Genomic DNA, 23,399 nt, shown 5'->3' with positions numbered 1-23,399 from the left:
CATGCCCGGCACGCCTCCCGACTGGCGGTCGGGCTCAAGCGGTCGGGTAAGGGCGCAGCGCTTCCGGTATCCGCATGTCTTGCGGCACCGCGAAATCGCGCGCTGCACCCCGCATCGCCTCGGGCGGACGCGGGAAGCCGCGCCGGTCGCTGTAGTCGCGGATCGGCGTCGGTGGCTCGCTCCGGCCGACAGCCAGGGCCTGGGCGCACATCACGTCCAGCGCCGTGACGCCGGCCACGGCCGCGAGCGCGATGCCCACATTGCCCCTTTGCGGATTGTCGTCACCGATGCCGGTCGCGAGCGTCGCGAGGTCGAGCGCATCGCCGGCGACCCGGGCCCAGAGCCAGGGCGTCGGGTCGCCGCGCGTGAGGATGCCGATCCCGGCCGCGAGCTCGCGCGCGCCGTAGGCGCGGATCAGCCCGGCATGCTCCTCGAGGCCGAGCCAGCGGCCGAGGGGCCGCGGCGCCAGGAGCTCGGCCAGCCCCAGCCCGACGCTGAACCAGCCGAGCCCCTGTGCGAGTGCTCGGGTCGAAGGATCCGCGTCGTACCAGGGCGAGGACCGGTGGTAGCGATACGCCATGACGCTTCTCCTTCAGGGCTTCAGCACCACCTTGATGCAGCCGTCCTCCTTGTCGCGGAACGTCTTGTACATGGCGGGGCCGTCCTCGAGCCGCACCTTATGGGTGATGACGAAGGAGGGATCGATCTGGCCTTCCTCGATCCGGCGCAGAAGGTCGTCGGTCCAGCGATTGACGTGGGTCTGGCCGGTGCGCACGGTGAGACCCTTGTTCATCAGGACGCCGAACGGGAACTTGTCGAGGAGGCCGCCATAGACCCCCGGCACCGAGAGCACGCCCGCCGGTCGGCAGACATGGATCATCTCGCGCAGCACGTGCGCGCGGTCGGTCTCCAGCATCAGGGCCTGCTTGGCGCGGTCGTAGATCGAATCGAGCGTGGCGGTGGCGTGCGCCTCCATCCCGACCGCGTCGATGCATTTCTCGGGGCCCTTGCCCTGGGTGAGGTCGTTCAGGCGCTCGACGACGCTCTCTTGCATGAAGTCGATCGTCACCGCCCCGCCGGCCTGCGCCATGGCGAGGCGCTCGGGCACGGTATCGATCGCGATCACCCGTTTCGCACCCAGGAGGACGGTGCTCCTGATCGCCATCTGGCCCACCGGCCCGCAGCCCCAGATCGCCACCGTGTCGGTCGGCTGGAGATCGCACTGGACGGCGGCCTGCCAGCCCGTGGGGAAGATGTCGCTCAGGAACAGGAGCTGCTCGTCGCCGAGCCCGCCCGGCACCTTGATGTGCGTCCTGTCGGCGAACGGCACCCGCAGATATTCGGCCTGGCCGCCCGCGTAGCCGCCGGTGAGGTGGGTGTAGCCGAAGAGGCCCGCCGTGGTGTGGCCGAAGACCTTGTCGGCCAGGTCCTTGTTGCGGTTGCTGCGCTCGCAGACCGAGAAGTTGCCGCGCCGGCACTGCTCGCACTCGCCGCAGAAGATGGTGAACGGGATCACCACCCGCTCGCCCACCTTGAGGTTCGTCACCTCCCGCCCGACCTCGACCACCTCGCCCATGGCCTCGTGGCCCAGGATGTCGCCCTGCTCCATGCCGGGCATGAAGCCGTCGTAGAGGTGGAGGTCGGAGCCGCAGATGGCGCAGCTCGTCACCTTGATGATCGCATCGCGCGGTTCCTCGATCCGCGGATCGGGCACCGTGTCGCAGCGTATGTCGGCTTTGCCGTGCCAGCAGAGCGCACGCATGCTTCCCTCCGATCGTCCCGGCCCGGACGGCCTGGATTGGGCGTGAACGCCCCAGGCGGAAGGCAGGTTCCGGCGTGCGGTCGCGGAGGCGGCAGCCGTCCGGCTACAGCAGCCGGTAGCAGGTGCGGGTCAGCTCCAGGACGCGTTCCAGATCCTGCAGCAGCGCTTCCGAGGCCGTGGTGTCGAGGCCGGCCGCGGCCTGGGTCGCGATCAGCTGGCACTGCTGCGCTATGCGTGCCTCGATGTCGGCGATACGACGCTTGACCTGTGCTCGTCGGCCGTCGGCGAAAACCCTGGCCGTTCGGACGAGGCCGGCCCTGATCCGGCGTATCTCGACGAGATCGGCCTGCAGCTCGGCGATCTGCCCGATCAGATAGCTCTCGGTCGTACGCGTCATCAGCCGCGCAATCTCGCCGTGGAGTTGAATCGTCGCTGCGTCGCTTTCCATTCTCATCCGGCGCATGGCCGCGATGTCTCCCGTGATCGGCGAGGATGATCTCGGCCCGAAACCAGACAGGGAAGGCCGAGCCGGCCTCGCGGCCGCCGTCGTCGGTGGGCGAAGTCCGGCCCGGCCTCCTTTTCCTCCCGCTCGTGCCCAGCCTTGCGGAGCTGCCCCCTGATCCTTGGCCACGGATCGGTCGGACCCGTATACCAACCCCTACCCATCATGAGCGCCTGATGAAATCCGTGGATTGTACGTAGGGATTCTTACGCGCGTCGAGCGTTGGAAGCGTAAGGCAGCCTTGATTGCGCATCTTGGACGTTCAGGGCCAATCAGACGATATCCTGGCGCACGCCGGGGCCCGAAGCGAGCAGCAGGCGAACCAGCTCGGCCAGCGTGCGGATCTCGAGCTTGTGCATGGCGCGCGCCCTATGGCCCTCCACGGTGCGCTGGCTGATTCCGAGCCGGTACGCCACCTCCTTGTTGGGCAGGCCGGCGGCGACGAGCTCGACCACCTCGCGCTCGCGCGCGGTCAGCCGGCTCAGCGGGTCCGCCGCCTCCAGGGTATCCACCGTCTCGGGCGAGCGGACATGCTCCAGCGCCCGGTTCACGCTCGCCAGCAGCTCTTCCCCGCCGACCGGCTTGATCAGAAAGTCGGCGGCGCCTTCCCGCATGGCCTGGACGACCTGTGCCAGCTCGCCTCGGCCGGTGATGAAGATACAGGGCGGCCCATCGCCTCGGCGGGTCAGCTCCCGCTGCAGCTCGAGTCCGCTCATGCCCGGAAGATGGATGTCGACGATCAGGCACGCCGGCGTGCCAGGGCGATAGGCACGCAGGAATTCCTCGGCGCTGGCAAAGATTGCTGCGGGGTGGCCGGCCATGGCGAGCAGGTTGCGCAAGGATCGTGCCTGGGCCGGATGGTCCTCGACGATGAAGACGCTGGGCCCGATGCTGCGGATGGTCGACTCGCTGCGTGACCGTGGCACGGCAGCTCGGATGGCGGCTGTGCCGGCGCTGCGCCCGATCAGGCTGCGGATGACGATCTGCAGCTCGTTCGGATCGACCGGTTTTGTAAGATACGGCAGCGCTGCCAGCCGGATCGCCGCCAGATGCTCGGGTAGGACATCGCCCGTGACGATCAGCGCCGGCAGATGGCGCGACCCGAGCAGGCGGCGCAGGCGCCGCACCGTCTCCACGCCGGAAAGGTCGCCCGGCAGGTTCTGGTCGGCGATCACCAGGCCCGGTCGGCAGATTCCCTGCTCGACCAGCGCCAGCGCCTCGCGGCCGCCCGCAACCGCCGTGACGGCATAACCCTCGAGTTCGAGCAGCGCCCGCAAGCCGCCGCAGATCGCCGCATCGTCCTCGACGAGGAGAATCGTGGCCGAGAGATTCTCGACGTCGGCGCTCGCCCGGCTGCCGCGCGGCAGCGGCTCCCCCGGCTCGGCACGACGGACGAGCGGCACCTCCAGGGAGAACACCGAGCCCTTGCCGACGGTCGAGCGTACGGAAAGGCGGCTGCCGAGAAGCTCGGCAGCCGCCTGCGCGATCGACAGGCCCAGTCCCAGGCCGAACCGGCGCTCGCGCGCCGGGTTGGCGACTTGGTAGAACTCCTCGAAGATCGCCTCGATCTGATCCTTTGCGATGCCGATGCCGGTATCCCAGACCTCGATCCGTGCCTTCCCGCCGCGATGCCGGCAGCCGAGCAGGATCCTGCCGGCTCGGGTATACTTGATGGCATTGGAGACGAGATTCTGCAGGACCCGCTCGAGCAGGCGCGGATCGCTGCGCACGATCACCGAAGTCGGCACCACGGTGAGCTCGAGCCTCTTGGCGGCAGCGAGCTGCCGGAACTCGCTGCCGATCCGCTGGAACAGCCCCTCGAGGTCGAACTCGCGGATCTCGGGCCTGATCGCCCCGGTCTCGAGCTGGCTCAGGTCGAGCAGGGTGTCGAGGGTGTTGCGCATCACGTCGATCGACAGGCCCAGCTCCCGCAAGGTCTCCAGCAGCTCGGGATCGGCGATCTTGCGCGCGAGAATGGCGCGCTGGAGATCGAGTGCTTGGAGCGGTTGCCGCAGATCGTGGCTCGCAGCGGCGAGGAAGCGCGACTTGGCCGCGTTGGCCCGCTCGGCCGCTTCCTTGGCCTGCTGGCAGGTCCGCTCGGCCTGCTTGCGCTCGGTGACGTCCATGGCGAAGGCGACGGTGTAGCGGCGCCCGTCGGCGAGGCGGTCGGGCTTGCCTGCCGTGAATTGCCACGTGCGCTCCTCGCCGCTCGCCGTCCGAATGACGAACTCGGCTTCGGGAAACGCGCTCCTCTTCTCGAAGTGCGCTCGAACGATCTCTCTGATCTCGTCGGCGCGCTCGCCATAGGCGAGCCGCAGCCAGGCATCGAGGTCCGTGAGCTCTTCCCGGGAGTAGCCGGTGATCTGCGTCACTGTTCGGCTCATGGCCAGGAGCTCGCCGGTCTCGGCGTACATCATGACCGGGATCGGCGCCTCCTCGATGGCGCAGCGAAAACGCACCTCGCTTTCCCGAAGCGCCTCCTCGGCCTGCTTTCGGTCCGTGATGTCGGTCACGACCCCGACCAGGCGGAGCGGGCGGCCGTCCGGGTCGCGCAGCATGGAGCTTCGGTCCCAGACGTGAATCCAGTGCCCGTCGCGATGCCGGACGCGATATTCCAGGGCCATCTGCTCGGCCGAGCCGGACAGGAACGCGCGCGTGGCCTGCTCGACCATCGGGAGGTCTTCGGGGTGGATGAGGCGCATCCACCATTCCGGGCTGGAGGGAGCCTCGTCGGGCCGGATGCCGACGAGGTCGAGGAGCCCTTCGGAGTGCCGGGCCTGCGAAGTGGACAGGTCCAGATCGTAGATGACGCCTTCGATCGCCTGCGCCAGGAGACGGCGATGCTCCTCGCTTCGGTGCAGCGCCTCCTCGGCGGCCCGGCAGCGCTCGGCGAGCGTCGCGCATGCCGCTTCGAGCTCCCGGTTGCGCGCGGTAGTCGCCTCGGGCTCGCGCCTGTCGTCCACCCCGGCCGATCGCGTCCGGGCCTGGAGCTGGGGATTCCGGCCCGGCGCTCCCTGGCCGGACTCGTCGCCATCCTCGTCCATCTTCTTCCGGACCGCCGCCTTCACACCAATGTGAAAGCCCGTCAGGATACGTCCTCGCCAGCCATAGCGGCAAGGAGGAGATGGCGGCTCGTGGGCTCGATCGACGGCCGGGTCGGGGCTCAGCGCGGCGGCACGGCCGGCGCCTGCCCCGAGCGCCAGCGCTCGAAGCGCATACGGGCGAGCTTGTAGGCGTCGGTGAGCGAGATCGCGTAGACGAAGAGGCCCCCGGCGTAGCGGCCGAGGAAGGAATGCTCGGGTGTCGTCAGATGGTAGGTGACGAGGCCGAGCAGGACGATGAAGAACAGGAACATCATCGCCCGCTGCTGCAGGCCGAGCAGGAGATGGCCGCAGCCGGGCAGCACGATCGCCACGGCCAGCACGAGAAGGGGCTGCGGCGGGCGGGCTTCAGGCCGCTGCATCGAGCGTCGGGCGGTAGCCATCGTTCCTTCCTGCCATGGCCCGGCGCACATCTTCGAGGATCCGGGCGGTCGCGACGAGCATCTCCTCGAGAGCGGCCCGCTCGATCCGTCGGATCGCAAACCGCGCCTCGCGGAACAGAAGATAGCTGCCGCGCTCGGCCTCGGCGAGCTGGACGACGAGGCGCACACCCTTGGGCGTGATCAGGAGCTCCTTCGTGGCCGGCCGGGCGAGGAGCGCCGCGTGGGCGGCAACGAGCGGCAGGAGGCTCGCGGCACCCTCGTGGTCGAGCCGGATCTGGGCCGTCTCGGGCAGAGAGGCGGGTGTCGGCACGCTCACCGGCAGGTCGGAGGCGGGCGACCAGTACTCGACGCCGAGCGGTCGCAGCAGCACGTCGGCGATGCCCGAGGCACCGGTAGGTGCCGTGAGCGTCACCTGCAGCCAGAGCGAGGGAAGCTTGCGCATGGCCACCGTGTCGGCGATCGGCTTCAGCTCCACCGCGAGGCCCTGCCAGCGGCCCCGCAGGACGGGATAGTCGAGCCCGTCCTGACGGAGCGCCGGTCCTTCGATCAGGTCCAGCGCATCGGCGAACAGCTCCGCCCGCCACGCCCGCGCCCGGCGCTGCTCCCGCCGCCAGGCGTGCACCAGGGCGACGGCGGCAGGGATCGCAAGGAGCAGGCCGGCGGCCGCGAGCGGCATGGCGGGCGGCGCTCCTTCGCTCAGCGCACGACGGTGACGGGGCAGTGCGCCGCCGCCACCACGTCCGAGGCCACCGAGCCCAGCATCAGCCGCTCGATGCCGGTGGCGCCGTGGCTGCCCATCACGATGTGATCGTAGCCGTGCTCGTGGGCATAGTAGGCGATGGCCTTGCCGATGTGCCGGCCCTGCACCGTGGCGTAGTCGACCCCGGCGAGCCCGCTTTCGCTCGCGAGCCGCGCGGCCGCGGCGAGCTCGTGGCGCGTTTGCGCCGCTCCGGCATCGAGGAGGTTCGTGTCCCAGAACGGGCTGCGGGCGGCCGTCTCGGCCGAGACCGTGATGACGGTGAGGAAGGTGAGAGGAGCCTTGCAGCGCTTGGCGAGCTCCACCGCGAAGGCCACCGCCCGCTCCGAGACGCGCGAGCCGTCGGTGGCGCACAAGATCCGGGTCAGCATCGGTGATCCCTCCCTCAGTAGCCCGCGGGCCGGGGCCAGGGCATGGTGAACTGATCGCCGCGCCGGACGTACTTGTAGCGATGGAAGGCGAACCATGCCGAGGCGATGATGTAGAAGCACATCATGGCGATGAGCTGCGGCCCGTAGCCGAGGAAGGTCGCGAAGAACGTGGTGATGCACAAGACGAGGAGCACCACCGCCGGCAGCGGATGGAAGGGATGGACGTAGCCGCGCTTGATCGAGCCCAGGGGCCACTTCTTCCGGAAGCGCCACATGTTGATCGGCATGAAGGTGTAGCCCAGGAGCCCGGAGAGGATCGAGAAAGTGATCACCTGGTCCAGAAGGCCGGTGAAGGCGAACGAGGCCGCGATCGGGATCAGGAACAGAATCGAGCGGTAGGGTGTCCGGTAGCGCGGATGCACCGCGCCGAACCAGATCGGCATGTAGCGGTCGCGGCCCATCGAGAACCAGGCGCGCGCGGCGTCGTTGATGCAGCCGTTGGCCGAGGCCACCGCCGAGAACAGCGTGCCCACGAACAGGAACACGGTGAGGAAGGTCGAGCCCGTGAGCCGCGCGGCGTCGTAGAGTGGCGTGTAAGCTTGGCCCAGATACTCCCAGGGCAGGATGCCCGCGGCCACGTACCAGGTGAGCGAGGCCGCGATCAGGAGGGTGATGATCCCGCTCATCGTGCCGAAGGGCAAGGAGCGCGCCGGCGAGCGCACCTCCTCGGCTGCCTGGCAGGTGCCCTCGATGCCGAGATAGTACCAGATGCCGAACTGGAACGAGGCGATGACGCCGATCCAGCCATAGGGCAGATCCACGAGAAGGTCGCGGTGGAACAGAGCCGCACCCGGGTTCCAGGGCTGGGTGCCGATGAACAGGGCGACGATCGAGACGAACGCGATCGCGGTGATGACGAAGTTGACCGTGAGCGTCATGAAGACGCCGCGGTAATTGAGGAGCGCCAGAAGTGCTATCGCCAGCAGCGCGAACGGCTTGGTGTCGAGATCGGCGTGGCCCGCCTGGGCAGCCGCGGCCTTGACGAGGTCGCCCACGATGAGGGCGTCGCCGGCTTCCAGCATGGTGTAGGCCATGACGAGGTAGAGGCCGACGTTGAACGCCATCAAGGGGCCGATGATGTGCTTGGCCTGGGCATACTGCCCGCCGGCCGCGGCCACGGTCGAGGTGACCTCGGAATCGATCATCGCCACGCAGGTGTAGAGCAGGCCGATGATCCAGCAGGCGATGAGCGAGCCCAAGGCACCGCCCTTGGCGACGGAGAAGTTCCAGCCCATGAACTCGCCGACGAGGACGATCCCGACACCCAGAGCCCAGACATGGCCGGGCCCCAGGACCCGGAGCAGGGTCAGCCGCTGCGGAGCGGCCTCTTGCACGACGGTCGCCATGGGTTCAGTCCCTCCGCGCCTCGAGCTCGTCGGCGAGCTCGACCTCGCCCTCGCGCGAGGACAGGAGCACGTCCTCGCTGTAGTCGCGGCTCACCCGGACCGCATCGAGGACCATCCAGAGAAAGATCAGAGCGGACGCCGCCCAGGCGGCGTACTCGAGCAGGTTCCAGACGCTCATCGGTCCCCCTCTCCTCAGCGCCGCCCGGTCTCGCCGAACTTCTCGGCGATGACCTCGCGATATTCCTTCTCGGAGAAGCTGAGCACGAACCAGAAATAGCCGATGATGATCGCAGCCGTGGCGATCAGCGCCACGACGTTGATGCCGTAATCGAAGCGCTTGGTGATGATCTCCGCGGCCGTCTCCGCCGTGTAGCCAAGCTTCTCCCACTGCGCCTGCATGACCGCGTTCTGGCCGAGCGCCGTCCAGCTCTTCTCGGCGACCTCGGCGACCTTGGTGCCGCCGCCGGTCAGGCCCAGGATCAGGGGTGTGAACAGGCTCAGATAGACGAGAATCACGAGAAAGACCGTATCGAACAACTGCCCCGCGCGTCCCTGCTGGGGCGGCTCGTAGCGCCGCATGGCCATGATCTTCTGCCCCGGTAAGTCTCTGCCGTTTCGCTCGCGTGGCGGCACCGCTCAGGTGCCGCGCTCGACCGGGCGCATGAGGGCCGCGGCATTGCGGCGCTGCGCCTCCAGGGCGTCCAGGTACTTGATGTCGAGGCCGTAGATGAAGGCCTTGTCCTCGTGATAGTGTCGCACCATGGCGCCGATCGAGGCCGTGTTGAACAGCAGCACGAGGACGGCGCCCGCCGTCATCGCGGTCTGCACCCGCGCATCGGCGACGAGCCCCCATACCGAGACGAGCACGAAGCCCACGACGATCCAAAGTGCTAGGACGAACAGCCATGCGTAGAGCCGATCGCTCCGGTACATGGCCTCGATGCGTGCGCCGAGATCCGGCATCATGCTAGCTGGCCCCCCTTCGGTCCAGGTCTGCGGCTTCCGATGCTCTCGGAGATGCCAGGCAGCGTTCACCTGGAAGCAACGTATTTTCTTCAGATGAACAGCTTCGGACGGTGGCAGGGACCTGTCAAGAGGGCGCGGCTATGACTCGAGCGTCGAAGGCAATGGCGGAACTATCCTCGGGGAGTCCGGCGGATGGGCAGATGACGGATCGGCGCGTCGTTGTTACCTAGGAAGAAATTTAATTTACAAGCAAGAAAAACAACCCCATTCTCCGCCGCGGTGATGCGCGCCGGCCGGAGAACGAGTGCGGGGGAGCAGGCCCGACATGATGGACACGCGATGGATCGACGGTAAGGCGTTCGCAGCGAGGATGCGGGCGGAGATCGCGGCGGAGGCCGCGGATCTCCGGGCACGGCACGGGCTCGAGCCCGGCCTTGCCGTCGTCCTCGTCGGCGACGATCCGGCGAGCCGGATCTATGTGCGCAACAAGGTGCAGCAGACGACCGAGGCCGGCATGCGCTCGCTCGAGCATCGCCTGCCGGCCGAGACCACGGAAGCCGAGCTGGTGGCGCTCGTGGAAGCCCTGAACCGCGATCGTGCGGTGCACGGCATCCTGGTTCAGCTTCCGCTGCCGCGGCACATCGACAGCGCGCGGATCCTCGCCACCATAGCGCCCGAGAAGGACGTCGACGGCTTCCACGTCGTGAACGCCGGGCGTCTCGCGGTGGGGCTCGACGGGCTCGTGCCCTGCACGCCCCTGGGTTGCCTCCTCCTGCTCAAGGCCTTCGCACCCCCGCTCGCCGGTGCCCGCGCCGTGGTCGTCGGCCGTTCCAACATCGTCGGCAAGCCGATGGCGCAGCTCCTGCTGCGCGAGAGCTGCACCGTCACCATCGCGCACTCGCGCACGCGCGACCTGCCCGAGGAGTGCCGGCGCGCCGACATCCTCGTGGCCGCGGTCGGTCAGCCCGAGCTCGTCCGCGGCGACTGGCTCAAGCCGGGGGCGATCGTGATCGACGTCGGCATCAACCGCGTGACCGATGCCGAGGGGAAGGCCCGGATCGTGGGCGACGTGGCGTTCAAGGAGGCGCTGGGGGTGGCGGGCGCCATCACGCCCGTGCCGGGTGGGGTCGGCCCCATGACCATCGCCTGCCTCCTGCGCAACACGCTCACTGCGGCGCGGCGCCAGGCGGGCATCGCCGGCTAGCAGCGCGCGGCGCGGTAGCTGGCAGGTGCTGCCGCGTCCTATACTGCACCGTGACTCTGGTCGCCGAGGTCGAGAAGGCTGCGTTGGCATGAAATCCTCGTCCCGCACGATTGCCGAGCCCGAGCTGCGCACCGGCTCGGGTGCCCCCGAGGTCGGCGAGCGGACGCTCGAGCGGGCGCTGGGCGGACAGGTCCGGACCCTGCGGCATCGGCTCGGGCTCACCGTACAGGACTTGGCGAACGCCGCCGGGATCTCGACCGGCATGCTCTCCAAGATCGAGAACGGCCAGATCTCGCCCTCGCTCTCGACCCTTCAGGCCTTGGCCGCGGCTCTCAACGTGCCGCTCACCACCCTGTTCGCCGCGTTCGAGGAGCGCCGCGACTGCTCCTACGTGCCGGCGGGGCAGGGGCTCGTGATCGAGCGCCGCGGCACCAAGGCGGGGCACATCTACCGACTCCTGGGGCACGGTCTCGGCGGCGATCTCGTGGTCGAGCCCTATCTCATCACGCTGCGCGAGGATGCGGTCCCCTATACCGCGTTCCAGCATGGCGGGGTCGAGTTCATCTACATGCTGACCGGCGAGGTGGTCTATCGGCACGGCGACAGCACGTACCATCTCCGCCCCGGCGATTCGCTCCTGTTCGATTCGGCAGCGCCCCACGGGCCGGAGGAGCTGCTGGTCCGGCCGATGACCTATCTCTCGATCATCGTCTACCGCCGCGACGCTTGATGGCGTTCTTTTCCTCTAGCGAAAGATTCTTTCTCAACAGTTGATCGGTGCCGACGATTGGGCTATACGGGGCCTACGAGCTTTCCTGCCTTCTGGAGCCCCGCATGTGCGGCATCGTTGGCCTGTTCCTCAAGAATCCGGCGCTCGAGCCCAAGCTCGGCGAGTTCGTCTCGGCGATGCTGGAGACGATGAGCGACCGAGGTCCCGATAGCGCCGGGTTCGCCGTCTACGGCGCCGGCGAGCCCGAGCGCGTGAAGCTGACGCTCCGCGTCGAAGGCGGTCCGGGCTCGACCGAGAAACTCCTGGGCGAGCTGGAGACGGCGCTCGGCACCCCCGTCGAGAGCACCGTCCACGACAATCACGTCGTCGCCCGCGTCCCCGCCAAGGAGGTCGAGCGGGCGCGCGTCTGGCTCGCTTCGGCGCGGCCGGACGTCAAGGTGGTCGGGATCGGCCGGCGGATGGAGCTCTACAAGGGCGTGGGCCTGCCGGCCAGGGTGAGCGAGCGCTTCGACCTGCCCCACATGCGCGGCACCCATGCCATCGGCCATACCCGCATGGCGACGGAATCCGCGGTGACCACGGACGGCGCTCATCCCTACTCGACCGGGATGGACCAGTGCCTCGTCCACAACGGCTCCCTTTCCAACCACAATGCGGTGCGGCGGCTCCTGCAGCACGAGGGGTTCGGCTTCGAGACCGAGAACGACACCGAGGTCGCGGCCGGCTATCTCACTTGGCGCATGCGCCAAGGGGCGAGCCTGAAGGAGGCGCTGGAAGCGAGCCTCGAGGATCTCGACGGCTTTTACACCTTCGTCGTCGGCACCGAGAACGGCTTCGCGGTCCTGCGCGATCCCATCGCCTGCAAGCCCGCGGTCATGGCCGAGACCGAGGATTACGTCGCCTTCGGCTCCGAGTACCGTGCGCTCGTGGGTCTGCCCGGCATCGAGACCGCCCGTGTGTTCGAGCCCGAGCCCGCCACCGTCTATGTCTGGGAGCGCGTCTGATGCCGACCGTCGATCTCAGCGTCACGCCGCTGCGCGAGCTCAACGCGGCGCTGCACCGGCTGGGCCCGGACACGAACGAGACCCACTGGCAGATCACGAACCCCGGCGGCCGCCACGCGATCGCGGTCGGCATCGACGCGCCGGTCACGGTCGAGATCGAGGGGCACGTCGGCTACTACTGCGCCGGCATGAACAAGCACGCCACGGTGCTGATCCGCGGCAACGCCGGGGTCGGAGTCGCCGAGAACATGATGTCGGGCGAGGTCAGGGTGGCGGGGAACGCCAGCCAGGCCGCCGGCGCCACCGGCCGCGGCGGGCTCCTCGTGATCGAGGGCAATGCCTCGGGGCGCTGCGGCATCTCGATGAAGGGCATCGACATCGTCGTGAAGGGCTCGATCGGCCCGATGAGCGCCTTCATGGCGCAGCGGGGCAATCTGGTCGTCCTGGGCGATGCCGGCGAGGCTCTGGGCGATTCGCTCTACGAGGCGCGCCTCTTCGTGCGCGGCACGGTGAAGAGCCTGGGTGCGGACTGCATCGAGAAGCCCATGGGCGCCGAGGAGCGGGCCATCCTCGAACACGTCCTCGCCCGCGCCGGGCTCGAGGGCAAGGTCTCGCCGGACGAGTTCCGCTTCTACGGCTCGGCCCGCCGCCTCTACAACTTCCACGTCGACAACGTCGACGCCTACTGAGCGAGGATCGCCGCATGACCCCGCCCGGCAACCTGCCCCGGACCGCGCCCCGGTTCTCGGCCACCTTCGATCCCTACACCATCTCGGAGATCCAGCGCGCCGCCGCCACCGGCATCTACGACATCCGCGGCGGCGGCACCAAGCGCAAGGTTCCGCACTTCGACGACCTGCTGTTCCTAGGTGCTTCGATCTCGCGCTACCCGCTCGAGGGCTATCGTGAGAAGTGCGGCACCGACGTCGTGCTCGGCACGCGCTTCGCGAAGAAGCCGATCACGCTCAAGATCCCGATCACCATCGCCGGCATGAGCTTCGGCGCCCTCTCCGGGCCCGCCAAGGAGGCTTTGGGCCGCGGCGCCAGCGCCATGGGCACGAGCACCACCACGGGCGATGGCGGTATGACGCCCGAGGAGCGCGGCCATTCCTCGATCCTGGTCTATCAGGTTCTGCCTTCCCGCTACGGCATGAACCCGGACGACCTCAGGAAGGCCGATGCGATCGAGGTCGTGGTGGGGCAGGGGGCCAAGCCCGGCGGCGGCGGCATGCTGCTCGGCCAGAAGATCTCCAAGCGCGTCGCCGCCATGCGCGACCTGCCCGAAGGCATCGACCAGCGCTCGGCCTGCCGTCATCCCGACTGGACCGGCCCCGACGATCTCGAGATCAAGATCGAGGAGCTGCGCGAGATCACCGACTGGGAGAAGCCGATCTACGTCAAGGTCGGGGCGAGCCGGCCCTACTACGACACGGCGCTGGCGGTGAAGGCCGGGGCCGACGTCGTGGTGCTCGACGGCATGCAGGGCGGCACCGCGGCGACGCAGGAGGTGTTCATCGAGCATGTCGGCCTGCCGATCCTGGGGGCGATCCGCCCGGCGGTGCAGGCATTGCAGGATCTCGGCATGCACCGCAAGGTGCAGCTCATCGTCTCGGGCGGCATCCGGACCGGTGCGGATGTCGCCAAGGCGCTGGCGCTGGGGGCGGATGCGGTCGCGATCGGCACGGCGGCGCTCATCGCGCTCGGCGACAACGATCCCAAGTTCGCCACCGAGTACGAGGCTCTCGGCACGGTGCCGGGTGCTTACGACGACTGGCACGAGGGTCGCGATCCCGCCGGCATCACGACGCAGGATCCCGAGCTGGCATCCCGGCTCGATCCGATCAAGGCCGGCCGGCGGCTCGCGAACTACCTGGCGGTGCTCACGCTCGAGACGCAGACGATCGCGCGCGCCTGTGGCAAGAGCCACGTGCACAATCTCGAGCCCGAGGATCTCGTGGCGCTCACCGTCGAAGCGGCCGCGATGGCGCGCGTCCCGCTCGCCGGCACGAACTGGATCCCGGGTGTGGGAAGCACCTTCTGACGACCTTCGGTCGCAACGATAACGAAACTCGGGCCGGGCGAATGCCGACGGCAAGCAAGCATGGGAGTGGAGGCATGGCGACGGATCTGGGGCAGGCCGCGAAGGCCGCCGGCATCAAGTACTTTCTGATCTCCTTCACCGATCTCTTCGGCACGCAGCGGGCGAAGCTCGTGCCGGCGGCCGCCATCGGCGAGATGGCGCGCACCGGCGCCGGGTTCGCCGGCTTCGCGACCTGGCTCGACATGACGCCGGCGCACCCTGATCTGTTCGCGGTGCCGGATCCCGAGAGCCTGATCCAGCTTCCCTGGAAGCCCGAGGTGGGCTGGCTCGCGGCCGATCTCTGGATGGACGGCCAGCCGGTCGAGCAGGCGCCGCGCAACGTCCTCAAGCGCGTGATGGCGGCCGCCGGCAGCCGCGGCTACGAGCTCAAGAGCGGCGTGGAGTGCGAGTTCTTCCTCATCACGCCGGACGGCGAGGCCATCGCCGATCCCGGCGACCGGCAGGTCAAGCCCTGCTACGACCAGTCGGCGCTGATGCGGCGCTACGACGTGATCGCCGAGATCTGCGACGCGATGCTCTCGCTCGGCTGGGGCGCGTACCAGGCCGACCACGAGGACGCGAACGGCCAGTTCGAGATGAACTGGCACTACGCCAACGCCCTCGTCACCGCCGACCGGCACTCGTTCTTCAAGTACATGGTGAAGGCGATCGCCGAGAAGCACGGGCTGCGCGCGACCTTCATGCCGAAGCCGTTTACGAACCTGACCGGCAGCGGCTGCCACGCGCACGTCTCGCTCTGGAGCCACGACACCAACCTGTTCGAGGACGCCACGGGCGAGCTCGGCGTCTCCGACCTCGGCTACCATTTCATCGGCGGCATCATCCACAGCGCCGACGCGCTGGCGGCGATCCTGAACCCGACCGTCAACTCCTATAAGCGCATCAACGCGCCCAGGACGACCTCGGGCGCCACCTGGGCGCCGAACAGCGTCACCTACACCGGCAACAACCGCACCCACATGATCCGCATCCCCGATGCCGGCCGGTTCGAGCTCCGGCTCGCCGACGGTGCCGTGAATCCGTACCTGCTGCAGGCGAGTCTGCTCGCCGCCGGGCTCGACGGCATCGCCGCCAAGCGCGACCCGGGCCCGCGGCTCGACATCAACATGTACAGCGACGGCCACACCGTCACCGACGCGAAGAAGCTGCCGCTCAACCTTCTGGACGCGCTCCGGGCGCTCGAGGAATCCTCGGTCCTGCGCCACGGCCTCGGCCAGGAGTTCGTGAACGCCTATCTCAAGCTCAAGCACGAGGAGTGGAACGCCTATGCGCGTCACCTGACCTCCTGGGAGCGCGAGACCACGCTCGACTGCTGAGCAGGGCGCTCCGCGGGGCGGCGCCCGAGACACGGGGATGGCGACGGCAGGGACAAGAATGCAGCAGCAGCGATACTCGATCTTCTCGCTCGTCGCGAACGCGCTTTCCGGCCATCGCGACTGGCGGCCGGCCTGGCGCGACATCGACCGCCCCAAGGAGCGCTACGAGATCGTGATCGTGGGCGGCGGTGGGCACGGCCTCGCCACCGCCTACTACCTCGCCAAGGAGCATGGGCTGACCGACGTCGCCGTGCTCGAGAAGAGCTGGATCGGTTCCGGCAACGCCGGGCGCAACACCACCATCATCCGCTCGAACTATCTGCTCCCCGGCAACATCCCGTTCTACGAGTGGTCGATGAAGCTCTGGGAAGGGCTGGAACAGGATTTCAACTACAACGCGATGGTGAGCCAGCGCGGTGTGCTGAACCTGTGCCACTCCGACGCCCAGCGCGACGCCTTCGCGCGGCGCGGCAACGCCATGCGCCTGCACGGCGTCGACGCCGAGCTGCTCGACCGCGAGGGTGTCAGGGCGATCGCTCCCTTCCTCAACTTCGACGACGCGCGCTTTCCGATCACGGGCGGGCTCCTGCAGCGCCGCGGCGGCACCGCCAGACACGATGCCGTGGTGTGGGGCTACGCGCGTGGCGCCGACGCGCGCGGCGTCGACATCGTCCAGAACTGCGAGGTGACGGGCTTTCTCATGGAAGGCGGGCGCGTCGCCGGGGTCGAGACCACGAAGGGCACGATCCGCGCCGCCAAGGTCGGGCTGGCCGTCGCCGGCAACACCTCGCGCGTGGCAGCGATGGCGGGCCTGCGGCTGCCGATCGAGAGCCACGTGCTCCAGGCCTTCGTCTCGGAAGGAGTGAAGCCCCTCATCCCCGGCGTCATCACCTTCGGCGCCGGGCACTTCTACATCAGCCAGTCCGACAAGGGCGGCCTCGTCTTCGGCGGCGACATCGACGGCTACAACTCCTACGCCCAGCGCGGCAACCTGCCCGTGGTGGAGGACGTGTGCGAGGGCGGCATGGCGCTCATGCCGATGATCGGCCGGCTGCGGATCCTCAGGAGCTGGGGCGGCATCATGGACATGTCGATGGACGGCTCGCCGATCATCGACAAGACGCCTCTGGACGGACTCTACCTGAATGCCGGCTGGTGCTACGGCGGCTTCAAGGCGACGCCGGCCTCGGGCTGGTGCTTCGCCCATCTCCTCGCCAGGAACGAGCCGCATCCCGCGGCTGCCGCCTACCGCCTCGACCGTTTCGCGACCGGCCATCTCATCGACGAGAAGGGCCAGGGCGCGCAACCGAACCTGCATTGAGCCCGAGCCTATGCGGATCCCCTGCCCCTATTGCGGTGAGCGCGACGTGCACGAGTTCACCTATCTCGGCGACGCGGCCCTGAAGGCGCGCCCGACGGCCGATGCCTCGCCCGAGGCCTGGCACGCCTACGTCTATCTTCGCGACAACCCAGCCGGACCGCATCGCGAGCTCTGGTACCACGGCAGCGGCTGCCGCAGCTGGCTCGAGGTCACGCGCGACACCACCAGCCATACCATCCTGGCCGTGACCTGGCCGCGCGGCGAGGAGGCCGGCTCATGATCGTCGGCAGGCTCACCCAGGCCGGGCTCCAGCCCAACCGCCTCGCGACCGGCGGGCTGGTCGACCGCACCCGGTATTACCGCTTCACCTTCGACGGCCGCGTGCTCGAGGGCCATCCCGGTGATACGCTGGCCTCGGCCCTTCTCGCCAACGGCATCAGGCTCGTCGGCCGCTCCTTCAAGTATCACCGTCCGCGCGGCATCCTCACCGCCGGCCCCGAGGAGCCGAACGCGCTGGTCGAGCTGCGCAAGGGTGCGAGGCGCGAGCCCAACACCAAGGCCACCACGATCGAGCTCTACGACGGCCTCGAGGCCGCGAGCCAGAATCGCTGGCCCTCGCTCGCCTTCGACATCATGGCGGCGAACCAGCTCTTCTCGCCGCTGTTCGTCGCCGGCTTCTACTACAAGACCTTCATGTGGCCGGCGGCGCTCTGGGAGAAGCTCTACGAGCCTCTGATCCGCCGTGCCGCCGGCCTCGGCCGGGCGTCGGGGGAGCCCGACCCCGATTCTTATGAAAAGGCGCACGCCTTCTGCGATGTGCTCGTGATCGGCGCGGGGCCCGCCGGCCTCATGGCGGCGCTCGCCGCGGGGCGTGCCGGAGCGCGGGTGATCTTATGTGACGCCGATTTCGCTCTCGGCGGCCGGCTCCTGTCGGAGCGGCTGGAGGTCGGCGGCATGGCGGGAGCCGACTGGGCGGCCTTGACCGAGGCCGAGCTCGCCTCGTTGCCCGAGGTCCGGATCCTGCGCCGCACCTCGGTGTTCGGCGTCTACGACGGCGGCACCTATGCCGCCCTCGAGCAGGTCGCGGACCATCGCCCCGTGCCCGGCCCTCACGAGCCGCGGCAGCGCTACTGGAAGATCGTGGCGCACCAGGCCGTGCTCGCCGGCGGTGCCGTCGAGCGGCCGATCGTCTTCGGCGGCAACGACCGGCCCGGCGTCATGCTGGCCTCGGCCGTGCGCTCCTACCTCAACCGGTTCGGGGTGACGCCCGGACGCCGGGCGGTGGTGTTCACCACGAGCGACGATGGCTGGCGCACCGTGGCCGATCTCCGGGCCGCCGGGATCGAGGTCGCAGCCGCGATCGACGCCCGCCCGGAGCCTCCGGCCGGCTCGGCCAAGGCCGCGGAACGTGCCGGGACCGAGGTCCATGCCGGTGCGGTCGTCCTCGATGCTCACGGCGGTGCGGGCGGCGTGCGCAAGCTCGCCGTCGAGACCGCCTCCGGCAGGCGGCTCGAGATTGCGGCCGACCTCCTCGCCGTGTCCGGCGGCTGGAACCCGGCGCTCGGACTCGCGACCCATCTGGGTGGCCGGCCGCGATGGTCGGAAGCGCTCGCCGCCTTCGTGCCGGGCGAGCCGCTGCCTCCCGGCATGCGCGTGGCCGGTGCCGCCGCCGGCGCCTTCGCCTTGGGCGACGCGCTGTCGGGCGGTGCTCGGGCCGGCGTCGAGGCCGCCGAGGCGGCGGGCTTCGCGGCCGTCCTGCCGGAGCTGCCCGCGACCAGCGACGATGCCGGCAGCACGACGCCGCTCTGGCAGGTGACGGGGGCCAGGAAGAAGGCGTTCGTCGACCAGCAGAACGACGTCACCGACAAGGACGTGGCCCTCGCCCACCGCGAGGGCTTCACGAGCGTGGAGCACCTGAAGCGCTACACCACGCTCGGCATGGCGACCGATCAGGGCAAGACCTCGAACGTCAACGGCCTCGCCATCATGGCGGCGCTCACGGGCCGCACGATCCCGGCTACCGGAACGACGCGGCTCCGCCCGCCGCACGTTCCGGTCACGATCGGCGCGTTCGCTGCCGAGCATCGCGGCAGGCATTTCCGCCCGACCCGGCGCACGCCCGGCCATGCCTGGGCGGAGGAGCAGGGGGCGGTGTTCGTCGAGGCGGGCCTGTGGCTCCGCGCGCAGTGGTTCCCGCGGCCGGGCGAGAAGGACTGGCTCGAGAGCGTGGTGCGCGAGGTGACGACCGTGCGCTCCGCCGTCGGCATGTGCGACGTCTCCACCCTCGGCAAGATCGACATCCGCGGCGAGGACGCCGGCATCTTCCTGGATCGCGTCTACGTCAACATGTTCTCGACCCTTCCCGTCGGCAAGGCACGCTACGGCCTCATGCTGCGCGAGGACGGGTTCGTCATGGACGACGGCACCAGCGCCCGGCTCGCGCCCGATCACTACGTGATGTCGACCACCACGGCCAACGCCGTGAAGGTGATGCAGCATCTCGAGTTCTGCCGCCAGGTCTTGTGGCCCGAGCTCGACGTGCAGCTCGCCTCGATCACCGACCAGTGGGCGCAGTACGCCATCGCCGGCCCGAAATCCCGCGAGGTGGTGCGCCGGCTGGTCGACCCCGGCTTCGACGTCTCGAACGAAGGCTTCCCCTATCTCGCCTCGGCCGAGCTCACGGTCTGTGGCGGCACGCCGGCACGCCTGTTCCGGCTCTCCTTCTCGGGCGAGCTCGCCTACGAGCTGGCCGTGCCGGCCCGCTTCGGCGACGCGCTCGCCCGCGCCGTCATGGCGGCGGGCGCCGACTTCGGCATCACCGCTTACGGCACCGAGGCCCTGAGCGTGATGCGGATCGAGAAAGGCCACGTCGCCGGCGGCGAGCTCAACGGCCAGACCACGGCGCGCGACCTCGGCCTCGGCAAGATGCTCTCGACCAAGAAGGACTTCATCGGCCGCATCATGGCGCAGCGGCCGGGCCTCACCGATCCCGACCGCCCCACGCTCGTGGGCGTGAAGCCGGTCGAGCGCGCGCAGCGCCTGCGCGCCGGCGCCCACTTCCTGCAGCTCGGCGTCGCCGCCACCGCCGAGAACGACGAGGGCTATCTCACCTCGGTCGCGTTCTCGCCGAGCCTCGGTCACTGGATCGGCCTCGGCCTGCTGCGCCGCGGGGCCGAGCGTCACGGCGAGCGCGTGCGCGCTCACGATCCCGTCCGCGGCGGCGACGTCGAGGTCGAGGTCTGCTCGCCGGTCTTCGTCGATCCCGAAGGAAAGCGCCTCCATGCCTGATCTTCAGCCGCTGCTGGCACCCCGCCTGCCGCTGGAAGGCTTCCTCGCCGCCGGCCGGCACGGCGAGGGCAATGGCGTGACCTTGCGCGAGCGGGCCGGCCTCGTCATCATGGGTGTTCAGGCCCGCCGCGGCCGTGCCGCCGAGCTCGCCGGGCTGGTCCGCGACCGCTTCGGGCTCGACCTGCCGCAAGGGCCGAAGCGGGCCGCATCCGGCGGGATCGCCTTTCTCGGCGTCGGCCCCGGCAAGTGGCTCGCTCTCCACGAAGAGGGCCTTGGGCTCCGCCTTGCCGAAATGCTCGCCGGCCTCGCCTCGGCCGTCGATCAGTCCGACGCCTACGCCGTGGTCCGCGTCACCGGTCCGCACGCCCGCGAGGCGCTGCAGCGGGTGCTGCCGATCGACCTGCACCCGCGCGCGTTCGGCCCCGGCGACGTCGCGGTGACCAGCATGGCCCATATCGGCGTCACGCTCTGGCCGCTCGAGCCGGCCCCCACCTTCGAGCTCGCCGCGCCCAGGAGCTATGCCGGCGACTTCGCCCGGACGCTCCTCGCGAGCACCGCCGCCTTCGGTGCCGTGGTCCTGCCGCCGCTCGGCTGAGCGGCGCCGGCGAGCCGTCAGGCCGCGATGCTGCCGGCCCCGTCTGTGGACCGGGCAGCGGCCATTCCGAGCACCTCCTTGAGCCGCTCCGCCTCGATCGGCTTGGCGAGATTGCCGTCCATGCCGGCCGTCCGGCACGCACGGGCCGTTTCCGGCAGCACGTCGGCGCTCAGCGCCACGATCGGTGTGGTGGCATTGGGTCCGCCGCCCGAGCGGATGGCCTGGGTCGCCATGAACCCGTCCATGCCCGGCATGTGCAGGTCCATCAGGATCAGGTCGAACCGCTCGCGGGTCGCCGCTTCGACCGCCTTGATTCCGTCCTCGGCCATGGCCGGCGCATGTCCGAGCCCGCCGAGCAGGGCCGAGAGCAGCATCCGGTTGGTGGCGATGTCGTCGACGACGAGCACGCGCAGCGCCCGGTCCGTGCCCGGTGCGTCGGCGGTGGCGCGGACGGGCTCGGGCCGCTCCTCCGCCGCAGCCGGCTCGAGCGGCAGCTCGAACCAGAAGGTGCTGCCGGCTCCGGGCCGGCTCACGACGCCGATCGTCCCGCCCATGGTCTCGACCAGCCGCTTGCAGATCGCGAGCCCCAGGCCCGTCCCGCCGAAGCGGCGCGTCGTGGTCTGATCCGCCTGCTCGAACATCGTGAACAGCCGTGGCAGATGCTCGGGCGCCACCCCGATCCCGGTATCCTCCACCTCCACGCGCACCCGCACCTGCGCATCGTCACGGTCGACGATGCGCGCCCGCAGCGTGATGCCACCCTTCTCCGTGAACTTGAGCGCATTGAACAGCAGATTGCCGACCACCTGCTTCAGCCGCACCGGATCGCTCCGGACCCGGCACGGCAGGTCGGCTGCGATCTCGGCGCGGAAGGCGAGGCCCTTCTCGGCGCCCAGGAGCTCGACCGTGGCCAGGGCTTCGCGCAGGAGTGCCGGTAGATCGACCGGGATCCGCTCGAGGCTCATCTTGCCGGCCTCGAGCTTGGAGAGGTCGAGAATGTCGTTGACCACCGTGAGCAGGGTCTTGCCGGTGTCGCGGACGATGCGCAGGTGCTTCTGCTGCTCGGGCGAGAGCGGCGAGCGCGCCAGAAGGTCGGCGAAGCCCAGGATGGCGGTGAGCGGGGTTCTGATCTCGTGGCTCATCGTGGCGAGGAAGGCCGATTTCGCCCGCTCGGCCTCCTTGCGCCTGGTGATGTCCTGGAGGTGGACGGTGAGCCTGCCGTCGGAACGGGTGGTGGCATAGAACTCGACCCAGCACTGCATGATCGGCGAGAAGGTCTCGATCCGCTGGGGCCTGCCGCTCAGGAACACCCGCCGCATCGCCTCGAAGCACTCGCTGCCCTCGAGCCGCGGCAGCACGGCGAGAATCGGCCGGCCGATCACCTGCTCCTCGGTCATGCCCCAGGTCTCGAGGCAGGCGCGGTTGACGACGATGAAGCGGAACTCGCGGTCGAGCGCGAAGAACAGGTCGCCGACGCTGTCGAAGACGTCGCGCAGCTCCCGATGCGCGGCATGCAGGCGCGTCCGCATGTCGTCGAAGGCGCGGGCGAGGGCGCCGATCTCGTCGTCGCGCTCGAGCACGAGCGGGCGCGACAGATCGCCCGTGCGCCGGATGCCCAGCATGTGCGTGGCGAGGATCGAGAGCGGGCTCACGACCAGATGCTGCAGGAGCAGCCGCAGCACGAGGAGCGCCACCACGGCGCTGACGACGAGGCCGAGCGTCGCCGTCCGGACCGCTTCGGCGCCGAGGCGGGTGGCACTGCGCGGCGTGTCGACCCGCAGCAGCAGCGCCGGCGCATCGGCGACGTCGCGCAGCAGCCCATGGACGGCGACGTCGTCCCCCTCGTCGACCCGCAGCAGGTGCGTCGCGCCGCTCTGCACGAGCTCGCGCAGCGCCGCCGCTTCCTGCAGCGGCAGAAGAGTACCATCGGCACGCCAGAAGGCGATCCGCTCCTGGGTCCGCTCCTCGAGCCTGGCCCGCACCTTCTCATCGAGCCAGCGGGCCATGATCAAGGTGCCTACCGGCGGTCCGCTGCCGTCGCTGCGCAGGATCGGCTGAATGGAGGCGAGCCAGAGGCCGTGCGCGGTGCTGACGATCCCTTCGCCGCCCTCGTGCGCGAAGCGCCGCTGCAGCTCGAGCAGCGTCGGCAGCAGCGCGTCGGGTAAGGGAGCCACGCCGTCCTCGTGCCGCAGCCGCCCGAGGCGAAGCGCACCCTGCCGGTCGAGCACGGCGAACACGGCGAGGTCGAGGTGCCCCATCGACACCGGCGTGCCGTTGGTCTCGGCATAGCCATTCTCCTCGCCCGCCGCGAACGCGTAGCTGTCGTCCCAGGTCGCATAATCGGCGGCATTGGCGTGCAGCTCCTGTAGCTCGCCGTTCAGGGCGTTGAGCGCGCGGTCGAAGCTCCTCTCGGCCTCGGCGTTCTCCACCTGCTCGAAGCTCGGCAGGACGACGAGCTGCAGCACGGCGCCGTCGACGACGAACAGCAGGCCGATGATCAGCGCGAGCCAGAGAATCAGCCGGTCCCGCAGGCCGATGGCACGGACCCGGCGCGATCCTTGCACGTTGTGCACGTTGTCGGAGTGCCGCATG

General features: G+C 69.5%; 22 protein-coding genes. 10 read left to right on the top strand and 12 right to left on the bottom strand.

Annotated features, from left to right (window positions below; translation table 11 throughout):
- Positions 1-34 precede the first annotated feature (34 nt).
- From U1T56_RS01625 to U1T56_RS01575, 11 genes are all read right to left on the bottom strand, one after another.
- On the bottom strand, positions 35-580 hold the full coding sequence (locus U1T56_RS01625) for a cyclase dehydrase (protein WP_418157677.1): 546 nt from the start codon (positions 578-580) through the stop codon (positions 35-37).
- A gap of 12 nt (positions 581-592) precedes the next feature.
- Positions 593-1,762 carry a zinc-dependent alcohol dehydrogenase gene (locus tag U1T56_RS01620; RefSeq protein ID WP_418157676.1) on the bottom strand — a complete coding sequence of 390 codons (1,170 nt, stop codon included), beginning with the start codon at positions 1,760-1,762 and terminating at the stop codon, positions 593-595.
- Between the two features lie 103 nt (positions 1,763-1,865).
- The gene (locus tag U1T56_RS01615; protein WP_418157675.1) at positions 1,866-2,159 is read right to left on the bottom strand and encodes a hypothetical protein; all 294 of its coding nucleotides are present in this window, start codon (positions 2,157-2,159) and stop codon (positions 1,866-1,868) included.
- A gap of 377 nt (positions 2,160-2,536) precedes the next feature.
- Positions 2,537-5,308 (bottom strand): response regulator, encoded by a 2,772-nt coding sequence (locus U1T56_RS01610; RefSeq protein WP_418157674.1) that lies wholly within the window; start codon positions 5,306-5,308, stop codon positions 2,537-2,539.
- A 119-nt stretch (positions 5,309-5,427) separates the two neighbouring features.
- Positions 5,428-5,748 (bottom strand): hypothetical protein, encoded by a 321-nt coding sequence (locus tag U1T56_RS01605; RefSeq protein ID WP_418157673.1) that lies wholly within the window; start codon positions 5,746-5,748, stop codon positions 5,428-5,430.
- Positions 5,714-6,424 carry a hypothetical protein gene (locus tag U1T56_RS01600; RefSeq protein ID WP_418157672.1) on the bottom strand — a complete coding sequence of 237 codons (711 nt, stop codon included), beginning with the start codon at positions 6,422-6,424 and terminating at the stop codon, positions 5,714-5,716. The genes U1T56_RS01605 and U1T56_RS01600 overlap by 35 nt, the downstream gene beginning before the upstream one ends.
- Before the next feature lie 20 nt (positions 6,425-6,444).
- Positions 6,445-6,876, bottom strand: coding sequence for a universal stress protein (locus U1T56_RS01595; RefSeq protein ID WP_418157671.1), 432 nt, complete (start codon positions 6,874-6,876; stop codon positions 6,445-6,447).
- A gap of 14 nt (positions 6,877-6,890) precedes the next feature.
- The gene (locus U1T56_RS01590) at positions 6,891-8,282 is read right to left on the bottom strand and encodes an APC family permease (RefSeq protein ID WP_418157670.1); all 1,392 of its coding nucleotides are present in this window, start codon (positions 8,280-8,282) and stop codon (positions 6,891-6,893) included.
- A 4-nt stretch (positions 8,283-8,286) separates the two neighbouring features.
- On the bottom strand, positions 8,287-8,460 hold the full coding sequence (locus tag U1T56_RS01585) for a hypothetical protein (RefSeq protein ID WP_418157669.1): 174 nt from the start codon (positions 8,458-8,460) through the stop codon (positions 8,287-8,289).
- A 14-nt stretch (positions 8,461-8,474) separates the two neighbouring features.
- Entirely contained in the window at positions 8,475-8,861 is a 387-nt protein-coding gene (locus U1T56_RS01580; protein WP_418157668.1) for a hypothetical protein, read from the bottom strand.
- A 57-nt stretch (positions 8,862-8,918) separates the two neighbouring features.
- Entirely contained in the window at positions 8,919-9,248 is a 330-nt protein-coding gene (locus tag U1T56_RS01575; RefSeq protein ID WP_418157667.1) for a hypothetical protein, read from the bottom strand.
- 325 nt (positions 9,249-9,573) lie between these two features.
- Between U1T56_RS01575 and folD the strand changes: the two genes are divergently transcribed.
- From folD to U1T56_RS01525, 10 genes are all read left to right on the top strand, one after another.
- Positions 9,574-10,452, top strand: coding sequence for a bifunctional methylenetetrahydrofolate dehydrogenase/methenyltetrahydrofolate cyclohydrolase FolD (folD, locus tag U1T56_RS01570; protein WP_418157666.1), 879 nt, complete (start codon positions 9,574-9,576; stop codon positions 10,450-10,452).
- An 88-nt stretch (positions 10,453-10,540) separates the two neighbouring features.
- Positions 10,541-11,182: a helix-turn-helix domain-containing protein gene (locus U1T56_RS01565; RefSeq protein WP_418157665.1), complete on the top strand. Its 642-nt coding sequence runs from the start codon at positions 10,541-10,543 to the stop codon at positions 11,180-11,182.
- 104 nt (positions 11,183-11,286) lie between these two features.
- Complete coding sequence (locus tag U1T56_RS01560; RefSeq protein ID WP_418157664.1) at positions 11,287-12,186, top strand: class II glutamine amidotransferase; 900 nt, start codon at positions 11,287-11,289, stop codon at positions 12,184-12,186.
- Positions 12,186-12,875 (top strand): protein glxC, encoded by a 690-nt coding sequence (locus tag U1T56_RS01555; protein WP_418157663.1) that lies wholly within the window; start codon positions 12,186-12,188, stop codon positions 12,873-12,875. The genes U1T56_RS01560 and U1T56_RS01555 overlap by 1 nt, the downstream gene beginning before the upstream one ends.
- Before the next feature lie 14 nt (positions 12,876-12,889).
- Positions 12,890-14,227: an FMN-binding glutamate synthase family protein gene (locus tag U1T56_RS01550; protein WP_418157662.1), complete on the top strand. Its 1,338-nt coding sequence runs from the start codon at positions 12,890-12,892 to the stop codon at positions 14,225-14,227.
- A gap of 74 nt (positions 14,228-14,301) precedes the next feature.
- Complete coding sequence (gene glnT / locus U1T56_RS01545; protein WP_418157661.1) at positions 14,302-15,603, top strand: type III glutamate--ammonia ligase; 1,302 nt, start codon at positions 14,302-14,304, stop codon at positions 15,601-15,603.
- Positions 15,604-15,661: 58 nt separating this feature from the next.
- Complete coding sequence (locus tag U1T56_RS01540; protein ID WP_418157660.1) at positions 15,662-16,924, top strand: sarcosine oxidase subunit beta family protein; 1,263 nt, start codon at positions 15,662-15,664, stop codon at positions 16,922-16,924.
- Positions 16,925-16,934: 10 nt separating this feature from the next.
- Positions 16,935-17,204: a sarcosine oxidase subunit delta gene (locus tag U1T56_RS01535; protein ID WP_418157659.1), complete on the top strand. Its 270-nt coding sequence runs from the start codon at positions 16,935-16,937 to the stop codon at positions 17,202-17,204.
- Positions 17,201-20,212, top strand: a complete 3,012-nt coding sequence (locus tag U1T56_RS01530; RefSeq protein WP_418157658.1) for a sarcosine oxidase subunit alpha family protein — start codon at positions 17,201-17,203, stop codon at positions 20,210-20,212. The genes U1T56_RS01535 and U1T56_RS01530 overlap by 4 nt, the downstream gene beginning before the upstream one ends.
- Positions 20,205-20,807, top strand: coding sequence for a sarcosine oxidase subunit gamma (locus U1T56_RS01525; protein WP_418157657.1), 603 nt, complete (start codon positions 20,205-20,207; stop codon positions 20,805-20,807). Before U1T56_RS01530 ends, U1T56_RS01525 begins: the two co-directional genes overlap by 8 nt.
- Positions 20,808-20,824: 17 nt before the next feature.
- Here U1T56_RS01525 and U1T56_RS01520 read toward each other — a convergent pair whose 3' ends face one another.
- The gene (locus U1T56_RS01520) at positions 20,825-23,398 is read right to left on the bottom strand and encodes an ATP-binding protein (RefSeq protein WP_418157656.1); all 2,574 of its coding nucleotides are present in this window, start codon (positions 23,396-23,398) and stop codon (positions 20,825-20,827) included.
- Between the last annotated feature and the right edge of the window lies 1 nt (position 23,399).

This window comes from Benzoatithermus flavus (assembly GCF_037908215.1).
Classification (GTDB): Bacteria; Pseudomonadota; Alphaproteobacteria; order Geminicoccales; family Geminicoccaceae; genus Benzoatithermus; species Benzoatithermus flavus.
The sequence above is the reverse complement of the archived record's forward strand: the minus strand, read 5'-3'. Positions and strand labels throughout refer to the sequence as shown.